The sequence below is a fragment of the Metabacillus schmidteae genome (assembly GCF_903166545.1).
Lineage (GTDB): Bacteria > Bacillota > Bacilli > Bacillales > Bacillaceae > Metabacillus > Metabacillus schmidteae.
Genome location: NZ_CAESCH010000001.1, coordinates 2,028,334 through 2,050,126, shown reverse-complemented (window position 1 = coordinate 2,050,126; position 21,793 = coordinate 2,028,334). Strand labels below are relative to the sequence as shown.

At 35.8% G+C, this 21,793-nt stretch carries 17 protein-coding genes and 1 riboswitch; of the genes, 4 read left to right on the top strand and 13 right to left on the bottom strand.

The window, feature by feature from the left end; translation table 11 throughout:
• Positions 1-93: 93 nt before the first annotated feature.
• Positions 94-195: riboswitch (TPP riboswitch) on the bottom strand.
• Between the two features lie 76 nt (positions 196-271).
• Positions 272-1,240, bottom strand: a complete 969-nt coding sequence (locus HWV59_RS09730; RefSeq protein ID WP_175638738.1) for a bile acid:sodium symporter family protein — start codon at positions 1,238-1,240, stop codon at positions 272-274.
• A gap of 233 nt (positions 1,241-1,473) precedes the next feature.
• On the opposite strand from HWV59_RS09730, the gene HWV59_RS09725 reads away from it, so the two are divergent.
• Both HWV59_RS09725 and HWV59_RS09720 read left to right on the top strand, forming a co-directional pair.
• Positions 1,474-2,319: a hypothetical protein gene (locus HWV59_RS09725; protein ID WP_175638737.1), complete on the top strand. Its 846-nt coding sequence runs from the start codon at positions 1,474-1,476 to the stop codon at positions 2,317-2,319.
• Between the two features lie 36 nt (positions 2,320-2,355).
• A complete protein-coding gene (locus HWV59_RS09720) occupies positions 2,356-3,207 on the top strand; it encodes a VanW family protein (RefSeq protein WP_235991816.1) in 852 nt (283 codons plus the stop codon).
• Positions 3,208-3,254: 47 nt separating this feature from the next.
• Here the strand turns inward: HWV59_RS09720 and xylB are convergent, their stop codons facing one another.
• Positions 3,255-4,754: a xylulokinase gene (xylB, locus tag HWV59_RS09715; RefSeq protein WP_175638736.1), complete on the bottom strand. Its 1,500-nt coding sequence runs from the start codon at positions 4,752-4,754 to the stop codon at positions 3,255-3,257.
• Positions 4,755-4,959: 205 nt separating this feature from the next.
• Here xylB and HWV59_RS09710 point away from each other — a divergent pair, with 205 nt between their 5' ends.
• On the top strand, positions 4,960-6,117 hold the full coding sequence (locus HWV59_RS09710) for an ROK family transcriptional regulator (protein WP_175638735.1): 1,158 nt from the start codon (positions 4,960-4,962) through the stop codon (positions 6,115-6,117).
• Positions 6,118-6,454: 337 nt separating this feature from the next.
• On the opposite strand, the gene HWV59_RS09700 is transcribed toward HWV59_RS09710, so the two are convergent.
• Positions 6,455-7,666 carry an alanyl-tRNA editing protein gene (locus HWV59_RS09700; RefSeq protein WP_175638734.1) on the bottom strand — a complete coding sequence of 404 codons (1,212 nt, stop codon included), beginning with the start codon at positions 7,664-7,666 and terminating at the stop codon, positions 6,455-6,457.
• A gap of 90 nt (positions 7,667-7,756) precedes the next feature.
• On the opposite strand from HWV59_RS09700, the gene HWV59_RS09695 reads away from it, so the two are divergent.
• Positions 7,757-8,008 (top strand): alpha/beta-type small acid-soluble spore protein, encoded by a 252-nt coding sequence (locus tag HWV59_RS09695; RefSeq protein ID WP_175638733.1) that lies wholly within the window; start codon positions 7,757-7,759, stop codon positions 8,006-8,008.
• A 99-nt stretch (positions 8,009-8,107) separates the two neighbouring features.
• On the opposite strand, the gene araB is transcribed toward HWV59_RS09695, so the two are convergent.
• The 10 genes from araB to HWV59_RS09645 form a co-directional block, all read right to left on the bottom strand.
• Positions 8,108-9,802, bottom strand: coding sequence for a ribulokinase (gene araB, locus HWV59_RS09690; protein WP_175640031.1), 1,695 nt, complete (start codon positions 9,800-9,802; stop codon positions 8,108-8,110).
• A 275-nt stretch (positions 9,803-10,077) separates the two neighbouring features.
• Positions 10,078-10,782, bottom strand: coding sequence for an HAD family hydrolase (locus HWV59_RS09685; RefSeq protein ID WP_175638732.1), 705 nt, complete (start codon positions 10,780-10,782; stop codon positions 10,078-10,080).
• Positions 10,775-11,998, bottom strand: a complete 1,224-nt coding sequence (locus HWV59_RS09680; RefSeq protein ID WP_235991702.1) for a sn-glycerol-1-phosphate dehydrogenase — start codon at positions 11,996-11,998, stop codon at positions 10,775-10,777. The genes HWV59_RS09685 and HWV59_RS09680 overlap by 8 nt, the downstream gene beginning before the upstream one ends.
• A 43-nt stretch (positions 11,999-12,041) precedes the next feature.
• Complete coding sequence (locus HWV59_RS09675; RefSeq protein ID WP_175638731.1) at positions 12,042-13,154, bottom strand: GntR family transcriptional regulator; 1,113 nt, start codon at positions 13,152-13,154, stop codon at positions 12,042-12,044.
• Between the two features lie 170 nt (positions 13,155-13,324).
• Positions 13,325-14,467, bottom strand: a complete 1,143-nt coding sequence (gene mmsB, locus HWV59_RS09670) for a multiple monosaccharide ABC transporter permease (protein WP_235991815.1) — start codon at positions 14,465-14,467, stop codon at positions 13,325-13,327.
• A gap of 68 nt (positions 14,468-14,535) precedes the next feature.
• Positions 14,536-16,071 (bottom strand): multiple monosaccharide ABC transporter ATP-binding protein, encoded by a 1,536-nt coding sequence (gene mmsA, locus HWV59_RS09665; RefSeq protein WP_175638729.1) that lies wholly within the window; start codon positions 16,069-16,071, stop codon positions 14,536-14,538.
• 41 nt (positions 16,072-16,112) lie between these two features.
• Positions 16,113-17,195 (bottom strand): multiple monosaccharide ABC transporter substrate-binding protein, encoded by a 1,083-nt coding sequence (chvE, locus tag HWV59_RS09660; RefSeq protein WP_175638728.1) that lies wholly within the window; start codon positions 17,193-17,195, stop codon positions 16,113-16,115.
• Positions 17,196-17,731: 536 nt separating this feature from the next.
• Positions 17,732-18,949, bottom strand: a complete 1,218-nt coding sequence (locus HWV59_RS09655; protein ID WP_235991701.1) for a response regulator transcription factor — start codon at positions 18,947-18,949, stop codon at positions 17,732-17,734.
• A 22-nt stretch (positions 18,950-18,971) separates the two neighbouring features.
• Positions 18,972-20,750, bottom strand: a complete 1,779-nt coding sequence (locus HWV59_RS09650; protein ID WP_175638727.1) for a cache domain-containing sensor histidine kinase — start codon at positions 20,748-20,750, stop codon at positions 18,972-18,974.
• Positions 20,751-20,777: 27 nt separating this feature from the next.
• Positions 20,778-21,776 carry a substrate-binding domain-containing protein gene (locus HWV59_RS09645; RefSeq protein WP_175638726.1) on the bottom strand — a complete coding sequence of 333 codons (999 nt, stop codon included), beginning with the start codon at positions 21,774-21,776 and terminating at the stop codon, positions 20,778-20,780.
• Positions 21,777-21,793 lie beyond the last annotated feature (17 nt).

Here is a 21,793-nt window from a genome sequence, read left to right as displayed (position 1 = left end):
AATAAAAAAACCACTTCTACAAGAGAAGTGGTTTGAATGGCATAAATAATGGCATTAAAATTATAGCAACTAATGCTACAAACTGACCAAATATGTACTCAAACACCTCTTCCCTCCGCTAGTATTATCTAGATCAGGTAATAAGGGTCAAGGCAAACGCCTCTCTCAGCTTTAACAGCTCCCCTAGTGGTGATAATTGAATATTAAATTAATTGAATTCTCATTATTTCTATTTTTACCATAAACTTTTTTCTTTGGCAATGTTTTATTGTTATTGTGTTGCTGAAATTTGATCTTTTACTGAGTGTTTATGATCGAATATGTTGAATAAAAAACCAAATAATGATGCTAATATTTGTTGAAATAACATTCCTAATACAACTGGCACTGCAACAGCAGGTGGAAAATATTGAACAGCAATAACAGCACCTGCACTAATATTACGCATACCACCTGTAAATAACATCACAACTTGAGTTTCTCTGTCTCTTTTTAGCACCATCCCTAATCCCCATGCAATACAGTAACCTATGCAGGCAAGAAAAAAGACAGTTAACCCGATCATCAATAGTTTTACATCAAATTCTTTGATGTATGGGGAGATAACTGCTCCGTTAATCATAATGACTGAGGCAAGAGCAAGCTTTGAAAACGGTGCTAACGTTTTTCCTACCTTTATACTTTTATCGTTCGTCAGATGATTTGTCATCATACCTATAAGTGAAGGAATAACAACCATAAATAATAATCCGGACATAATATCCATTACATTAATTTGTACATTCTGACCCACAAAAAAAGATAACGTAAATGGCACTAAAAATGGTGACAGCATCGTGTCAAATAAGATGATGGATAACGCAAGTGCAATATTCCCTTTATAAATCGTTACCCACATAAAGCTTGTAATACCTGTTGGTATGACAGATGCCAAGACAAATCCGGTAATCGTTAAGTGATCGTTTGGATAAAAGGTATGTCCAACTGTCCATGCAAATAAAGGCATGACCAGATGAAGCAGCAAAATGATCACAAATAAAGGCAGTGGTTTTTTTATAACACCTTTAAGAGATGAAAAACTTGACCCTAGACTACCTGTTAATGTCATAAATGCAAATAACCATGGAATGAGAAATGTTAAGGGTAACAGCTTATCTGCAAGCAACACACCTGTTAACACACTAATTGGTGTAATGACAGGCATCCACTTTTCAAGCTGACGATTCAATTTATATAACATAAAAGCATTCTCCTAATCTGGAAAAATATCTTGATAAATGAAAAACTAAAATCTATGTATATGCAATTGTACCAGAAAGTAGAAGGTTTTTGTGTTTTCAGATTATTATGTCCTATTAATTTAAAAATTCCCCATTCAATTAATACCTTATATTTCCTTATCCTCTATGCTATGATTTACGGAATTTTACGCAAAATAATCGTACCGAACGAAGAGCAATGGAGTTGAAGAAATTGAAGAAAACCATAATCATTTGTTTATTTCTCTTATCTCTAACCTATAAACATACATATGGAACAACAGTGAATAATCCCTCTGTTCATCCGATTAGTTTTGAACCAGAACTCCCCTCATGGGAAGAGGTACAAAACGTGATTCCACGTAAATCTAATTTCACTGTTATTGACGTTGAAACTGGAAAGAAATTTGATGTTCAAAGAAGAGCCGGAAGCGGTCACGCTGATGTACAACCTTTAACCAAAAAAGATACACTAATGATGAAAGCCATCTATAACGGCGATTGGAGCTGGCGTAGACGCGCTGTTCTAATTCAGGTCAAAGACCGACTTATCCCTGCATCAATGCATGGAATGCCACATGGAGCAGGAGCCATCCAAAATGGATTTCCCGGCCATTTTTGTATCCATTTTTCGGAGAGCAGAACACATCGTTCAGGTAAAAAGGATTTATCACATCACATTATGATCTTAAAAGCAGCAGGAAAGTTTGATGAATATGTATCAACCCTATCGGCAAAACAATCCTTGGAGGTTTTTCTCTTAACTGTTAAAAACAGTGATAAATATTTGAGTAAAAAAGTGATTGTATCCAGCAACAATAATTTAAATCGGTCATTTTCATTTTTTGATCAGATCGAAGGTATGCAATGGTCAATAAAAGAACCAATTCAAGATGATTCGATTATCCTTACGAAGAAGATACCTGTTGAAACGAAACTTTATCTAAAAACTATTGGACCAGTAAAAGTGAAACATACCTTTACCTTAGTGAGAACATCTCCGTTTTCATCATGGAAGGTTATGGTGGATCCTTTTTTAAAAAAATTACCGAATCCATAAATCGTTGAAGAAATAGGAGGTGCTTTTCATTTGTTCGTGTTTCTAGCACTTTTCATGCTGATCACACAGCCTGTTGAAACGTCAGATAATCTATCGATCACATATGAAGGGAAGGAATTAAAATCACTACATCGCTCTGAAGTTGCTCTTTCACCATTTCAGTATGATTTTATTGATGAAACCAAATTTAATGAATTAACGAATGTTTTAGAATCAAAAGTATATAAAGGACCAGTCAACGCTTCATTAGATCAACACGGTAGATTAATTAGTGAAGAAACGGGATTAAAATTAGATCGTGATTTGTGGAAGGAGATATTTTATTCCCGTTACTTTTCACAAGGTCCTGCAACAATTGAAATACCGACAGAAACACTTTATCCAAAAGTAGATAGTGAACTTCTTTCCTCGATTAAGGACAAAATGGTAGGTCAATATGTCACTTTTTTTAATAGCCGTAATACAGAAAGGACCCAAAATATTAAATTAGCTTCAGAGGCAATAAATAATCATGTAATCTTTCCTGGAGAAATTTTCTCATTTAATTCTGTTGTTGGAAAAAGAACAATAGAGAAAGGTTATTTACCTGCTCCAGTTATCGTAAGAGGAGAATTGTCTGAAGGAATTGGCGGAGGGATTTGTCAAGTATCATCGACTCTTTTCAATGCCGTTGATAAAGCAGGTGTCAAAATTTTAGAGCGTTACTCACATAGTCGAAAAGTTCCTTATGTACCTCCAAAACGAGACGCAACCGTAAGTTGGTATGGACCTGATTTCACATTTAAAAATGTACATAACCAACCTTTGCTTATTCGTTCAAAAGTAATTGGAGGACAGCTTGTCGTCAATATTTTTTCATCAGATACTTTACAAATTAATGAAAGTTAAACTAATGGATCAGACCCCTTTTGAAAAAAGGATCTGATCCTAATATGTTATTTTCTAAAGTCTCTTAAACCCTCATTTAATGATTTTGTTTGGTTGTAAACGTCCTTATAAAGATTAAATAACTGCTTATATTTTTCAACATTTTCCGGAATCGGATCAAATGTTTTTTCAGGCTGAATAAAGGTATCCGCAATACCTTTTAATGAATCAGCCCAGCCTGCGCCATATGCAGCTAGAATGGCTGCCCCAATACCTGGTCCTTGCTCACTTTTTAACTTAATGATTTTTGCGTTAAAAACATCAGCTTGAATTTGTAACCAAGTATCATTTTTAGCTCCGCCACCTATTGAAATGACACGAGCAATTTCTTTTCCGCTTTCACGAAAGATCTCAATTGACTCGTTAAGAGAAAATGTGATGCCTTCAATAACAGCTCGAGCAAAATCCTTTTTCGTATGAGAACCTTCCATGCCAATAAAGCTTGCACGAATTGCAGGATCTGCATGTGGTGTTCTTTCACCTACTAGGTATGGTGTAAACAGCAGACCATTGGATCCAGGTGGTATAGCTTCAATTCCATCTAACAAAACCTCAAATGGTTCATTTTCAGCGAATACATCCTTAAACCAACTTAAACTATAACCAGCTGCAAGCGTTACTCCCATCGTATAGAAGGCATCTTCTTTTCCGTGATTGAAATAATGTACCTTCCCTGAAAAATCACGATCATTACGTTCTTCATAGGAAAGAACAACACCTGAAGTACCTACACTACAAAGGGTATTACCTTCGGATAAGATACCGGAACCAATTGCACCACATGCATTATCGGCTCCACCGGCGAACACTTTTGTGTCAATTGATAAGCCAGTTTCATGAGCTAATTCTTCTGTAACCTGACCAACGAATTCATGAGATTCAACTAATGGAGGACAGAAATTGATATTTAATTCGAATAAATCACAGATCTCTTTACTCCATGTTTTTTCTCCAACATTTAACAATAACGTTCCTGCGGCATCTGAATATTCGCTATGTATGTTTCCTGTCATTCGATATCGAAGATAATCCTTTGGAAGCATAAATACAACTGCTTTTTCAAATATTTGAGGTTCATGCTCTTTAACCCATAATATTTTTGGTAGTGTAAAGCCTTCTAACGCCGGATTTTTTGTAATGTCTAGTAAGCGCTCTGTACCAACTACATCATAAATTTGTTTACACTGGTTAGTTGTTCTTACATCATTCCAAAGAATTGCATTTCTTAATACTTGTTTATCCTTATCTAATAGAACAAGTCCATGCATTTGCCCTGAAAAACTTATTCCTTCAATATCCTTTATGTTTCCTTGGAATTTTTGAACAAGCTCTGTAAGACCTTCCTTCGTTTTTTCAACCCAAGTTTCAGGATCCTGTTCACTGTATCCTGACTTTTCATGAATCAATGGATAAGATTTTGATACTTCTTGGGCAATTGTTCCTTGTTGATCCATTAATATCACTTTAACTGCGCTTGTTCCTAAATCGATCCCAATTACATATTTCATCTTTTCTCCCCCATTCAAATATATCTTTTTTTAAATGGTATACTCCTCATAAGTAAACCCTTACAATTCAAGTTTTATAAATACTCAGTAGTTACCACCTCAAAGTCTACCTGAATTTTACCATTACAGAACAAGTTTGTCTATCCATTAAACTAAGTTTGTACTATAATAGAAATCAAATTATTATTGAAAATAGGTGAAGCATTTGAAGTCGATTACGTGGAATCAGCAAGTTGTAAAGAAAAATAATACAGCCCTTGTCTTTCAAACCATCACACACCAAGAACCCATTTCAAGAGCAGATATTGCTCAGCAATCCGGTTTAAATAAGGCGACCGTCTCCTCCCTGGTAAATGAGCTGTTAGAAAAAGAGTTAGTGTATGAATCCGGTCCAGGAGAATCAAGTGGTGGACGCAGACCTGTTCTTCTTCACTATCATGCAACGTGTGGATATTCAATTGGTATTGATCTAGGTGTAAATTATATTCTTGGTGTCGCAACAGACCTAAAGGGAAACATTGTACTTGAAGATCATGTAAAAGTGAACAACACTGATTTTCATCGAGTAAATGACCAGATTAAAAAAATGATTTCTTCTTTAATTAATAATCTTCCAAAATCACCATATGGAATTGTTGGGATTGGAATTGGCATACCGGGTATTGTGGATAAACAAGGAAGCATACTCCTTGCACCAAACTTAGGATGGAAACATTGTGAAATGAAATCATTAGTAGAAGAAGAGTTCCAAGTACCAGTTGTTATAGTGAATGAAGCAAATGCAGGAGCTTATGGTGAAAAACAATTCGGTGTTGGATATGACTATCACAATATTATATACGTAAGTGCCGGGATCGGAATTGGTGTCGGTTTAATTCTTAATGATGAACTTTATCAGGGTCTTAATGGCTTTTCGGGTGAGATGGGTCATATGGTCATTGAAATAAATGGCACACCTTGTAGATGCGGCAGTAGAGGGTGCTGGGAAACGTACGCATCTGAACATGCACTTTTAAAGAGAGCAGACTCTGATACTACTTTAGAAGAATTAATCTCTTTAGCACAAAAAAAAGATGAAAAAGCAATCTCACTTTTCAAAGAAATTGGATCTTATATCGGATATGGAATCAATAATATAATCAACACCTTCAATCCTGAGCAAATCATTATTGGAAATCGATTAGCTATGGCAGAGGAATGGATTAAACAACCAATTTTAGATATCGTGTACTCTCGATCACTCTTTTTCCAACAGCTGGATTTACAAATTAATTTTTCGAAACACACTACTCACTCCGCTGCACTGGGTGTTGCAGCCCTTACAACTGAGAATTTTATTCAAAAAGAGTTACAGGAAATTTAAAAAATGCTTGTAGCACAGCTTTTAACGTCAGAGCATTTTTGGTATTTTGACACAAAAAATCCGGTTCCCAATTTGGAGACCGGATTGTTTTTTGTGAAAAGTTTGCCGCGATTGCCGCATCGTAAAATTATAGAGTTTTAAACCACCACTCCTACAAGTGGGTGTTCGCAGAAGATTTCGTATCGTCCTCTACCTATTGGAGGCATGATATTCCGACTTCAATGTAAAACTCCCTATTTCAGCTTAAAGGTTAAAACTTTATAAAGGATGCGTACAGCGCAGCTTGTATTGTTATAATACTAGAAATGATAGATGAATGCAATAGGAATTTTTTGCATTATTCTTTTGTTGAAAGAAATGTATCAACAAGTAAATTCATAAGTTTTTCAGGAGATACCACCATCGCTCCGCCTCCCTGAACGAATGAAGGTCTACCTCCTCCTTTGCCATGAATCGAAGGTAATACTTTTTTTAATAAGATATTCAAATTAAATTCCAGTTCATCTGTTCGGGCACAAACAATTTGAAGTTTATCTTGGAACTCACTAATCATCATTACTACAAGGTTGGATTGGCTTGTTACTAGCTCCTTTGCTAGATTTTGCAAGTCATGAATTGGTCTGTTCTGATAGACCGCTTTGATGAACTGATGTTCTCTTAAAGTCTCTGCTTTTAATATAAGCTCCTTTGCCTCATATTGAATAAGCTTTGTTGTTAGCTCATCAATTTTCCCTTCTAGTTTCTTTGTTGTTTGCAAAAGTCGATCAGCTGCCACATTCAATTGTTCTTGTGGTGCACTTAATTGTGAGCTAAGCTTATGAATAATTTCATGCTTCTCTTTTAGTTGCTTCAGCACTCTATAACCACTAACAAAATGAACACGGACCAGCTTTTTTTGTTTTTCAATATGTAGAATTTTTAAAGCAGTGATTTCTCCTGTAGATTTCGGATGAGTACCACCGCAACCGTTATAATCAACCTCAGGAATGATAACAAGACGGATATTTTCAGAAACCGCCAGTTCTTTCCTAAGTGTATATGTAGCTAATTCTTCCTGATTTTTGATCCATTTCGTTTGAATAGGTAGATTTTCCAGGATAAGTTGATTTGTTAGCTTTTCTGCATTTTGTATCTCTTCATTTGAAAGAGTCTCGGTATCAAGATCAATCGTGGATACTTCCTTCCCCAGATGAAAACTAAGCGTTTTATACCCAAGTTGATCCTCAAACACTGCTGTTAAAAGATGTTGCCCTGCATGCTGCTGCATATGATCGAACCGTCGTTTCCAATCAATTTCCCCATTAATAGTCTCAATTTCTTTAATAGGCTCTTCAAGATAGTGTCGTAATTCTCCTTCTACTATTTCTACATCGATCACTCTTTTATCATTCATTGTTCCGGTATCATGAGGTTGCCCCCCTCCAGTCGGATAAAAGGCTGTTTGTTCTAACACAACATAATTCCGACCAGTATAATCAACATCCTTTTTTACTACATTAGATGTAAAAGAGGTTTGATAAGCATCTTCATAAAATAGTTTTTTTGTCATGTACTTTCACTCGCTTTAATAAAGATTTAATTTAACTATAGCATAGATTAAACCTGTTCTAGAAAAACTATAAACAAAGGGGGTTTTGAGATGGCAAAAAGAAACAGATTACTTGTTCCTGCGGCAAGAGAACAGGTAAATCAATTAAAGGCCAAGGTAGCAAACACTAATACAGCAGATGAAGCAAGATTTGAGACAGCAAAAGAATTAGGTATACCATTACATAAAGGAAATAATGGAGATTTAACATCTAATCAAGCAGGAAAAATTGGCGGAAAGCTTGGGGGTAATATGGTTCGAGAGATGATTAAATTAGCTGAACAGCAGTTGAAACAGAAGTAAAAAGAGAAAGGGATGAAATTTTTAAAAAATTCATCCCTTCCTTTGCAGAAGCTTGTTTCATTACTTATAAACCATGGAGCTATGTCACTCCCAAAATGTTTATTGAATAACCTTTGTTTTTGCTTTGGTCACACTTGCTTGTTTAATTTTCTTTAAATTTTTCATCACATTGTTCTCCCCACGACCGAAATAGTCATATAAACGAGTGTATTCAGCAAATAATTGATCATACACAGCCGAATTTTCTTCTATAGGTTGATAGATATAATCTTTTAGCCTTGCCATTTCATTCGCAGCATCTTTAATGTTATCATAACCTCCACGCTCTTTTCCGGCTGCCACTGCACCAAACATTGCAGAACCTAATGCAGGAGTTTGAGATGATGCAGAAATGCGAATATCCATATTTAATACATCTGAGTAAATTTGCATCATTAATCCATTCTTTTCAGCAATTCCCCCACATGCGTACACTTCATGAATGGATACACCACTATCTCTAAAAGCATCAACAATTTTACGTGTACCATAAGCTGTAGCTTCAATTAATGCCCGATAAATTTCCTCCGGTTTTGTCTGAAGTGTTGCCCCTATTAAAACACCAGTCAGGTCGGTATCAACAAGTGTTGAACGATTTCCATTCCACCAGTCCAATGCGATTAAACCGCTTTCACCAACCTCAAGTTTTTCGACTTTCTGTGTTAATAGTTGATGGATATTCATTCCCTTAGCTTCTGCTTCTTTATAATAGCTTTCAGGAACACAGTTTTTCGTAAACCATTCAAAGTGATCTCCCACGCAGGACTGACCAGCTTCGTAGCCCATTAATCCTGGCATAACACCATCTTCTACAACTCCACATATACCTGGAACAACCTTTTCTTCATCACCTAATAAAATATGACATGTTGATGTCCCCATAATCATTAATAGTTTTCCAGGCTCTGTAATTCCAACAGCAGGTACTGCAACATGAGCATCCACATTTGCAATTGCAATGGCCATACCAGGTTGTAATCCAATTTTCCCTGATGCCTGTTTAGTTAGCTCACCCGCTTTTGTGCCAATTGGAGAGATATAGGCAGATAACTTTTCTTTTACAATATTTTCTAACCTGGGATCTAAAGCTTTAAAAAATTCAGAAGATGGAAATCCTTTTTGTTTATGCCAAAATGCTTTGTAGCCAGCAGCACAACTATTGCGCTTCAACTCACCTGTTAGCTGGTAAATCACCCAGTCTGCTGCTTCAACAAATTGATCTGTTGCATTATAAATTTCAGGTGCCTCATTTAAAACTTGCCAGATTTTTGGTACCAGCCATTCAGAGGAAATTTTTCCACCATAGCGTTTAAGGAATACCTCACCTCTGGCTTCTGCAATTTCGTTCATGCGACTTGCTTCGTCTTGTGCTGCATGATGCTTCCAAAGCTTAACAAAACTATGTGGATGTTGCTTATATTCATCAGTTAAACACAATGGTACTCCATGCTTATTTATAGGTAGAACCGTACAAGCTGTAAAATCAATTCCTAAGCCTATTACGTCTTCTGGTGAAACATTTGCTAGTTTAAGAACTTCAGGGATCGTCGTTTCAAGTACTTCAATATAATCGGTTGGATGTTGCAATGCCCAATCATTTTCTAATTTTGTTACTCCGTCAGGTAAAAACTCATCCATTACACCATGAGTATATGGCTTCACAGCTGTTGCAACTTCTTTTCCTGATCCAATCTCTACAAGGACAGCTCTTCCGGATTTTGTTCCATAATCAAAACCTATTGAATATTTAGCCATTTGTATCACCTCTGTTAACAATTCATGTTCATCATCCGTACAAGTTGAGTATACTTTCAAAAAACAGATACCGCTTACATTATCTGTTTTTGATTCTCTATCAATCTTATACATATAACCTGCTTTTATTTTAGCATTTAATAGGTTTTCACAATACTTTTTTTGTAAAAAACATACAAATTTTCGTTTTTATTACAACAACTTATGCAGACAAGTTTTAAGAATACATCAAAAAACAGATTCCTATACTTGAAATCTGTTTTTCTTTCTCTAGTTTATTTTACTTGTACTAGCTCATTACTATTTGTAACTGTTTCATTAGGAAGATGATGTGTTTGTGGTTCTCTTCTTCGATGATTGAACCAAATACATTTCCAACCTGCCTCTATAGGTGGGACAATATCATTTTCCCATGTATCACCAATATAAAGACACTTACTTGGATGAAGATTTACTCTTAATTGTACATATTCAAACACTCGTTTGTCTGGCTTAGCTATCCCTATACCGTCAGAAATAAAAATTCGTTCCTTAGGTATGAGCTGATCAATCTCTAAGGCTTTTAATTTATTCATCTGATGTTCAACAGGTCCATTTGTAATCACTCCGACTATCTTTCCTTTGTCCTGTAAAGACGTAAGAAGTGAGTGTATTTCAGGGAAAGGTACAATTACTCTTTGTTCATATTCATAGCGATCTTGAATTGCAATTGCTTGTTCTTTTGATATGATGATACCGAAGTCTTTACATGCAATCGTTAGTCGTTCTATACGGAGCTGTTCTAAACTAAGCGCCCCTTTAACATGAACCTTCCATAACACATCACTATAGTGACGCACCCGTTTATAAAACAGCTCTATTTGTGAATCTTCTAGCTCTACTTGCTGATTCTTTAGTGCTTTTCGAAAAGGTAATAGTGAATCATATAAGGTATCATCTAAATCGAAAAAGACAGCATCTGCACTCGTAAAATTATGCATGTTGGCTGGCTCCTATATGTTCATTCCAAAACTTTAACATCGTGTAGCGACTTCTTATATGATGGGCTTTCTTTCGGCTCTCTTGAACAAGTTCATCTTCAATTCCTAAATCCATAGGTTTAACTGCTCCACCTAGCTTTTCTAATTGGTCGGCGATATAAGACGATTCTGGTAAAGAAGCTATAACAGTTAAAATTTCATCTTGATGCTCAATCACTTTCATCATCTTGTCCTTTTGACTAATCGGTAGTGCTTCCAGCTGTTGCTTGTTAGCGACTAGCTCTTTGAAACTCATTTTATATAAGTCTAGAATAACCTGTGAAGATACGCCGACCTTAGCTCCATGCAAAACTTGCGGCTTTTGTTGTTGCAAAAAATTCATTTCCCAAAAATGGGACAAATGATGCTCACCACCTGATGCCGGTGATGAATGTCCGACAATTAGCATTGCATAGCCTGATTGAATCAATGCTTCTATGAGAATCTGGATTCCTTTGCTATCTCCTCGGGCAATTTCATTTACGTGGTTTTCACATTCATTCATTGCCTCTCTCGTTAATCTTGCAGAAAGTGGACAATATGGTTCATCATTTACTAAATGAGAAAACGTCCAATCGGCTAATGATGTATGTTTTCCAATCATATCACCAAATCCAGCTGCAATCATTTCCTTTGGAGCGCCTTGTAAAATGGAAATATCAGCAAACAATGCAATAGGAGTTTGCATTTGGTAGGTGGTCTTCATTCCTTTAATAACAACAGGTGCCCCCATTGAATTAAAGCCGTCCACGGAAGGTGCGGTCGGAACTGAGATAAACGGTTTTCCCATTTTATAGCTTGAAAATCTTGTGATATCATGTATTGTTCCCGCTCCAACGGCAATGACAACTTCTGTTTCTTGAGGGATACCAAGCATAGCCTCAATTAACGAAACCTCATCAGCAACTACATCACCTTGCTCATTCGGTTGAATAACCACAACTTTATGATTAATATTAGCCTCTTTTAATAGGGAGGTAAGCCTCTCACCTGCCACATTAAAAGTCGTTGAATCAGCAACAACTGCTACATGTTGAAAGTTCTTTTCTGATATATATGTGACTGTTTCTGTTAGTGCATGATGACTTATGACCACCTTTTCGATTACCACATCATAATGTTGATTCCCACATTGACAGGCCTTCGATTGTTTCTTTAGCTCGTTTAAAGTAATCACTACATATTCCCCCTTAGTTTTTAGACCAGAAGCTATTTGTAAATCAAACTTGTTGAATTGTTGAGAAAGATTTAGTGGAGTTTCTAATAACTAACTCAGGCTCATACATTTTTTGATTATTTTCAATGCTTTGACTTTCACGATTTTCAACAGCTGCCACAATCCACTTTGCCGCTTCCAACCCCATTTCTATTTTAGGATGTGTAACAGAAGTAATTTTCGTTTCAGAAGCTTCTGCCAGGTACGAATCATCGTAGCCTACAATTGAGATGTGTTCCGGTACCTTTATGTCAAGTTCCCGTAATAAATTCAATACACTTATCGCTATTTCATCATTGTAACAAACAATTCCAGTCGGCCGGTTTTCAGCTGAAATGAGGACATCTCTTAGTTTATTTATTAAAATATTGTCTTTTTCCTCTGTTGTATACGTAATGATCATCTCTGGAAAAAACGAGATATCATTTTCACGAAAGGCCCTTATAAACCCTTGCATTCGATTTAACCCTTGAATGTCATCACTTTTAAATAACCCAATTATTTTTTGATGACCCAGCTTGATCAAATGCTCCGTTGCGATAAATCCACCTTTTTCATCGTTTAGAATAAGATGAGGCGGATTTAATTGTGGATAATACTGATTGATCATTAAATATGGAATTTCATTTTGCTCCATTTGTAAATAATAATGTAGATTAGGATTATAGCTGCTGCTTCTTGTTGGTTCGACGATTAAACCATCAATGTTTCGACTTAACATGGATTCCAGACATTGTCTTTCCTTTTCAGGGTTATTGTCTGTACAAGCAAAAGTTAAGGAATAGCCGTGATCTGATAAGTAAGATTCAATTCCTTTTATAATCGAAGGAAAAATATAGTCTGTAATATAGGTTGTGATTACACCAATGTTTTTACCTGCCGGGGTTGGAGTTTTTTTCATACGTTGCGAAACAAAAGTCCCCGCTCCCTGCTCACGGTATAACCAGCCTTCGTGAACTAGATCACCTACAGCTTGCCTTACAGTGTGTCGACTCACTTCAAACATTTTCACAAGTTCATTTTCTGAATAAATCTTTTCCCCTTGAGAAACCTTTCCCTCTGTAATCCATTCTTTAATTTTTTGTTTCACCATGCTGACTTTCGTTTGTTGCGCCATTCTGCCACCGCTTTCATCTTGTATGTTTCCGCACTAACTTATTCGTACAACTGGTTTCATTATATACTATGAGGATGTCTTTTTAAAATAACTTATTGTATATTTTAGTGAAAAGATGATCAAACAAATTGAAAAGGGATCCGAACCAAATGATCGAATCCCCTCCCTTATTAAGAAGCTTTATTTTTATTATAAATATCAAATGCAACGGCTAATAGTAATACCAACCCTTTAATTCCTTGCTGCCAGTCGATACCAAGACCTAGTAAAGACATTCCGTTGTTCATGATCCCCATGACAAGACCACCAATAATTGCACCAGGAACTGTTCCAATTCCTCCATATGCAGATGCCCCACCAATAAAGCAAGCTGCGATAGCATCTAGTTCAAATAAGTTACCAGCTTTAGGAGTAGCAGCATTTAGACGAGCTGCAAATAATAGTCCTGAAAGAGCAGATAGTACACCCATATTAACGAAAACCCAGAATGTCATGCGTTTTGTTTTTATACCCGATAACTGGGCAGCTTTTTCGTTACCTCCAATTGCATAAACATGACGACCTGCTTTTGTTTTATTCGTAACAAATGTATATAGAATAATTAATATCCCGAGGATAATTAAGATGTTCGGAATTCCCTCGTAGGTTGCTAAAACATAAGTAAAAATGTTTAAAATTGCAACAAGTCCAATAAGTTTTAACACAAACATTCCTGTAGAGGAAACTTCAACATTATACTTCATTTCTGTTCGTCTATTTTTTATTTGGGTAAAGACATAAATGATTGATAAAACAAATCCGATAATGAGAGTTAATACATGGATTGAGCCGCTTCCGATATCAGGGATAAATCCAGAGCTGATTTTTTGGAAAGACTCTGGGAATGGTGCAATGGATTTTCCTTCAAGGACAATCATCGTTGCTCCTCTAAACAATAGCATCCCTGCTAGAGTTACGATAAATGCCGGAATTTTCACATAAGCAATCCAAAAACCTTGCCAAGCCCCGATAATGGCACCTACTAGTAAAGAGATAATAACCGCCAGGAAGGTAGGCATTTCATAGTTGACCATCAAAATAGCTGATATTGCTCCAACAAAGGCAGCAACAGAACCAACCGATAAGTCAATATGACCTGTAATAATAACTAAAACCATTCCAATTGCAAGAACTAATATATAACTATTTTGCAAGATTAGATTTGTGATATTAAGTGGTTTTAATAATAATCCATCTGTTAAAACTTGAAACAAAATCATAATAAAAACTAACGCAATGATCATGCTGTATTGACGCATATTGTTCTGAATCATTGATTTCCAAATTGAGTCATTGTTTAATCCAGGTGTTTTTTGTAGTTGATTTTGCGGTTGCATCATAACTACCTCCTTACCTTACTTTTTGTCATATAAGTCATAAGCTTTTCTTGATTTGCTTCTTCTTTCGTTACTTCACCAGTGATACTTCCCTCATTCATTACATAGATTCGGTCACACATGCCTAATAATTCCGGTAGTTCTGAAGAGATCATAAGGATTCCTTTTCCGGCCATCGCAAGGTCATTGATAATAGAGTAAATCTCATATTTGGCTCCTACATCAATTCCGCGTGTCGGCTCATCTAAAATTAGAATATCCGGTTCAGAAAAGATCCATTTACTTAATACAATCTTTTGTTGATTTCCTCCACTTAAATTTCCTGCCTTTTGGTAAATACTTGGTGTTTTTATACGTAATTTCTTCTTATATTCTTCAGCGACTATAATCTCTTTATTTTTATCTAAGATCGATTGTTTTGAGATTTTATCTAAGCTAGCCAGTGTGATATTTTGTCGAATATCATCCATCAGAATGAGACCATTTCCTTTACGATCCTCTGAAACATATGCCATCCCGTGATTAATCGCTGTTGTAACATCGTTAAATTGGACTTCTTCTCCATCCTTAATTATCTGCCCAGTAATTTTCTTGCCATATGATTTACCAAAGATACTCATTGCAAGCTCTGTACGACCTGCTCCCATAAGTCCGGCAATTCCTACAATTTCTCCTTTTCGAATAGAGATATTAACATCGTCTATAACTTTTCTGTCGGAATGTAAAGGATGTGACACATTCCAGTTTTTCACTTCAAAAAAGACTTCTTTGATCTTCGGAATTCGATCTGGATATCGATTTGTTAAATCCCTACCTACCATTCCTTTGATAATGCGATCTTCTGTTACATTGTCTTTTTTCACATCAAGTGTTTCAATTGTTTGACCATCACGAATGATCGTGATTGAATCTGCCACTCTCTCAATCTCATTTAATTTATGAGAGATAATAATTGCTGACATTCCTTGCTTTTTAAACTCTAATAATAAATTCAAAAGATTTTCACTATCATCTTCATTTAAAGAAGCTGTTGGCTCATCAAGGATAAGGAGCTTCACTTCTTTCGACAACGCTTTCGCAATTTCGACTAATTGCTGCTTTCCGACTCCAATGTCATCTACTTTTGTATTAGGTGATTCTGTTAGCCCTACTTTTTGAAGTAATTCACTTGTTTTCATCGTAGTGATATTCCAATTGATAATACCTTTAGAGGCAATTTCGTTTCCTAGAAAGATATTTTCGGCAATAGAAAGCTCCGGAATTAATGCAAGCTCTTGATGGATGATCACGATACCAAGCTCTTCACTTTGTTTTATATTTTTAAACTCACACACGGAATCTTTAAACAAAATATCTCCCGTATAAGTGCCATGGGGATAAACTCCACTTAATACTTTCATTAAGGTGGACTTACCTGCCCCATTTTCTCCGCATAGGGCATGAATTTCACCCTCTTTTACTTTTAAGTTAACGTTTTCAAGTGCTTTCACACCTGGGAATTCTTTTGTAATATTTCGCATTTCTAGAATGATCTTTGACATTTTATCCACCTACATTCAATGTTTTTCTTTCGAATGATTGATCATTGTCCAAGCTGCTCTTCTGTATAATATCCACTTTCTACTAGTACAGAGTCGTAATTTGTTTTATCAACAGAGACTGGCTTTAAAAGGTAGGCTGGAACAATTTTTTCACCATTGTCATAGGTGTCAGTATCATTAACTTCTGCTTGCTCACCATTTAATAGGGCACTTGCCATTTCTACCGCTTTTTTCGCTAGTTCTCTCGTATCCTTAAACACGGTTTGTGTTTGCCTTTCATTAATAATCGATTTAATTGATGCAAGCTCTGCATCTTGTCCCGTAATAATCGGCATTGGTTGATCTTCACTTCCATACCCAACACCTCTTAGGGATGAAATAACCCCGATGCTAATCCCGTCATATGGGGATAACACAGCATCCACTCGTTCTGATGAATAATAAGCGCTTAATAAATTATCCATTCTTGATTGAGCAAGTGCTCCATCCCATCGCAGTGTTGCTCCCTGTTGGAACTTTGTCTGCCCACTTTGCACTACTAATTTACCTGAATCAATATAAGGTTGGAGAATGGACATCGCTCCGTCAAAGAAGAAGTATGCATTATTATCATCCGGTGAACCGGCAAATATCTCAACATTGAACGGACCTTCTTCTTCTTTTAAATTAAGTTGTTCTTCAATATATGTTCCTTGTAAGACTCCAACCTTAAAGTTGTCGAATGTAGCATAATAATCTACATATTTGCTATGCTGGATGAGGCGATCGTAGGAAATGACTTTAATTCCCCTTTTATGTGCTCTCTCTAATACACTTGATAAACCTGAACGATCATCTATTGGTGCTATAACTAGTACATCCACACCCTTTGTAATCATATTTTCGATTTGTGCAGTTTGATTTTCTATAATATCCTCTGCATACTGTAAATCTGTTTGATAACCAAGCTCTTCAAACATTTGCTTCATATTTTCGCCATCCTTCACCCATCTTTCGGATGATTTAGTTGGCATTGAAATTCCGATAAATCCCTTTGAATCTGCTGTTGTTTGTTCAACTCCACATCCTGCCAGAGAAAAAATCATAACGAATAAAATAATTATTGATAACGTTTTCTTTCCCATGTAGGATTCCCCCCTTCTAACGAAAAGTGCTAGTTCCCTTTTTAAAGGAGAAACACTTCATTGAATTCATTAATTTGATGAATTACTAAAAATATACCACCGCTTACATTTTTGGTCTTTTTAATAAATTAACTATTTTTATAATTATTTAACTTATTTTAAAACGCTTTCATAGTTGTTTTTTCGATAATTGAGAATCGTGGTCATACTGAGCGATGTATAAAACAGTTTCTAATCTTTAGAATTTATTTATTTGTGGGTATGGTGGACTTTTTCGAGTGGATTTTATTTTGGTTTGTCTTTCATTCACATTATGAAGGACTTTTCCAACTGGATTTTAATCTTGGTTTGTCCTTCATTCACTCTCTGAAGGACATTTCCAACTGATTTTGATCATTCTTTGTTCTTTATTGGCACTCTGAAGGACATTTCCAACTAATTCATAGATTAATTTGTCCATTTTAGAATTTAGATGTCAGTTAATTGATTCCCCCTTAAGATCAAAATACAAAAGCAGGTAAACTGGTTACCTGCTTTTACATGCTTTCTAGCCCGATTTGTTTCCTATATTTATTAGGAGAGACACCAATCACTTTCTTAAATGCCGTACTGAAATAATGCTGTGTATCATAGCCAACCTCTTCAGCAATTTCAACAATTGGAAGATTCGTTGAATTTAATAAATGGATTGCCTTTTTAATTCTCATATTTGTAACTAAGCTGACAAAAGAAATGCCTAGCTCTTGTTTTATTGTTCTACTAAGATATACAGGTGAGACTTGCAGTGTATTTGCGACAAAGTCTAATGTAATTGTACGTTCTGTATAGTGTTCTTCAATATAATCTCTTGCCCTTCGGACGATAGGCGAAATGATCGACTCATTTTCTAAAGATTCCATACAGTGCTTATAAGCCTCTGCTACTGAAAATTGATTAAAGCCTACTTCTTCTATTGTAAAATGAATGGTCGTCTTTAGTCTCTCTTTTAGAACTTGTTCAACTGATTCAAATAGTGTTACTGCATTTTCATTCCAAATAAATAATATATACATCCCCATCTCATCACGAATAAATACGTGATCAGAGGGTCCAATTAATTCTTTAACAATATCTTTAAGCGCAATTTCAAATTTCTGTTTCTCTTTTTCACTCATTATTGGTTTGTTTGCAAGATACTCAGAAGCTTGAATAACTGCTAAGTGTGATGGAAATATTGGCGGCAGCTGAAAAAAAGCAAGCTGACTTTTTACTTCTTCATCCGATACATTTCCATGTAGCCACTCCAGGCAAAATTGCTCTCTTAATAGTGATTTATTTCGTTCGATTTGTTGATTGGCTATATCTAAATACTTCTTCTGATGTAAGGTCTCTTCTAGCTCTTGACGGATCTGCTCAAGCACATTTCTTAATTGATTTGGGTCAACAGGCTTTAGAATATAATCAACAACATTTAATCTCACTGCTTCTTGGGCATAGGAAAATTCATCATGTCCCGTAATGATAATGATTTTACAATGAGGCAGCTTTTCACGAACCTGCTTAATTAAAGAGATTCCATTCATGATTGGCATATTTAAGTCTGCTAATAGGATATCAACAGAGTGCTTTACGGCCAATTCCAACGCTTCTTCCCCGTCCTCGGCCTCTGCTTTTACTTCCATTTGGAGCGATGCCCAATCAATTGAGTCGCGTATTCCTTCTCGAATAACTGGTTCGTCATCCGCAATTAGTACGTGTAATAAATGATGATTCACTTTTGTTCCCCCATTTGAAACATTATTTCCTATGAATTGGCAAACGAATAGACACGATTGTTCCTACATCTAACTGACTATTAATTTGTAATCCATACATTTCACCATATGTTAATTTAATTCTTGCTTGAACATTCATCATTCCATAGCCAAAATTCACCTTTTGATCTTGTTGTTTGTAAAGTGTATCGAGCCTATCATTAAGCATCGCCAATTTATCCTCAGGTATTCCCTTTCCATCATCCGAAACCGACAACAATAGAGACCCATTATCTTCTAATGCTTTTATTTCAATATGACCAGGTCCTTTTCGCTCTTTAATTCCATGGTAAATAGCATTTTCAACAATTGGTTGAAGCACTAGCTTGAGAATTTGCACATCTTGAATTTTCTGATCAACATTGATAGAAAAATTTAGTTTATCTCGGTATCTCGCTTTTTGGATACTTAAATAGCTTTCTATATGAGTCATTTCCTCTCTCAAAAATATAATGTCATGTCCTTTATTAAGACCAATTCGAAATAATTTTGATAACGCCGTCACAACATCAGAAACATCATCAGCACCACGCTTACGAGCCATCCAACTAATCGTATCCAATGTGTTATATAAAAAATGAGGCTTAATATGTGCTTGAAGGCTTCGAAGCTCTGCCTCCCGTTTTTGACGTTCCTGTTTTTCGGTTAAAGAAAGTAATTCATTTATTTTCTTTATCATATGATTGAAGCTTTTACCCAACATGCCTATTTCATCTTGCCTCTCGCTCTTATATTGAATAGATAAATTCCCTGACTCCACTTCTTTCATTGACGACATTAGTTGAAAAATAGGCTTTGACATAGAGTTTGATAGATAATATGATGCTGTAATCCCAAATAAACAAACAAAAAACACAAAGCAGATAACATAAAAATGGATCGTTCTGACCTCATATACAGATTCTTCTGAAGAAAAAATTCCAACAGTTGTCCAATTTGTAAACGGAAGTTTTTGATAAATAAATTGAAAACCTTCCCCATTTATTTTTTCAGAAAAGTAACCGGAATCTTCTTCATCTAATAAACGATTTGGAGGATTCACAACAATTGGGTTAGAAGGAGAGTAAATGTTCTCCCCATTATCATCTATCACCATTAAATAACCTGATTTACCTAAGCGAACATTTTTGGTAGCCTCAGCAATAACACGTAGCTTTAAATCAATTAACACTACCCCCATCACTCTTTGGGTTTCAGGCTCTAATATAGCTCTTACTACCGTCACAACTTCATCATTTCCATAATGAATATGACTTGTAATATCCCTGTCCTTTGGGTGACCAATGATTGTAAAAATCCCGTCATTTTCAACTGCCTCTTTATACCATGACTCGTTTGTCAATTTCATTTCACTTTTAGGATAAAGTTCATTACTAATATATTGACCGTTGCTATTTACGACGAGTATCCCGGCGATTTCAGGATACAGTGTTGAAAGCCCTTGCATAAATTGTTTTATCCGATACCGCTCATCCTCTGTTTTAAGTTCTGTCGAAGAAGAAAGGAATTTTTCAATCTCTGGATCCATTGACAGAAGATAACTCACATTTTGCATATTATTCATGTATGATTCTAGTGTTTTATTCACTTGACCAATTAATTGTAAGGTGTGATCAGCTGCCTGTTTTTCTAAAATTCGTTCAACGGTATAACCTGTCAATAATCCTAGTCCTATCGAAGGAACAATACTGATCACTAGTAATAACGCTATAACTTTGTGCTTGATTGATATATTATTTAGCTTATAGAAACGCTGTTTCATCCCTACATCCACTCTTCTTTACTAAAATCAGTTTGCATAATATTCATGGATATTCTCTTTCGTTACGATCGACACACCTGTATCTACGTAATTTGGTAATTGTTGATCCTGCTGTATGTCTGATAAGTCATTGCTTTGCTGAAACATAAATTGAAGTGACCAATACCCCATATTCCAAGTCCCTTGGGCTATTGTTGCTGAAATAGAACCTTCATGTATTTTGTCTAAAGTTGGTTTATCTGTATCAAAGCTAATAACCTTAATATTACGGTTTTCCTTATTAGCTTGAATTGCCTCTGCTATCCCCACTCCACCATTAGCCTCAGTTGCAAAAATTCCTTTTATATCGGGGTCATTCTTTATCAACTCATCTGTCACTTCTTCTGAATATTTCTCATCTCCTTTTCCATCCTTTATTGCTACTACTTCCATATTAGGGTAATCAGATTTAATCGTCTCCACAAACCCTTCTGTTCGTTCCTGGTGATTCAGTTGATTCGGCAAGGTAATAACAGCTACTTTTCCCTTTCCTTCCACAAGCTCTGCCATTTTGTGAGCACTAATTTCTCCAGCAGCATTATTATTCGTACCTATAAACGAAAGCGCTTTACTAGAAGGAGCATCTGAATCAAATAAAACAACAGGAATCCCGGCATCTATTGCTTTGTTTATTGTTGTGTTTAATTTGTAGGGATCAATTGCAGATATGGCAATACCAGCCGGTTTTCTTGCAATCACCTGCTCTAAAACTGTTATTTGTTCATGAACATCATACTGAGTAGCACCACGATACTCAACGGAAACATTGAGCTCTTCTGCAGCATCCTCAAATCCTTTTAAAGCACTCTTCCAATAATCTATCCCCGCTAAAAATGTAACCATTACAAATTTCTCACTTCGATCCCCTTGGAATCGATTCCCATCACCTGTAATTGGACTTGATAAAGAGTCCTTAAAATGGAAATTATATAAGTAGAGAAAAAATAGCAAAAATAGAAAACCATAAACATATAAGAGCTTTTTCACAGTTTTCACCTCTAGAT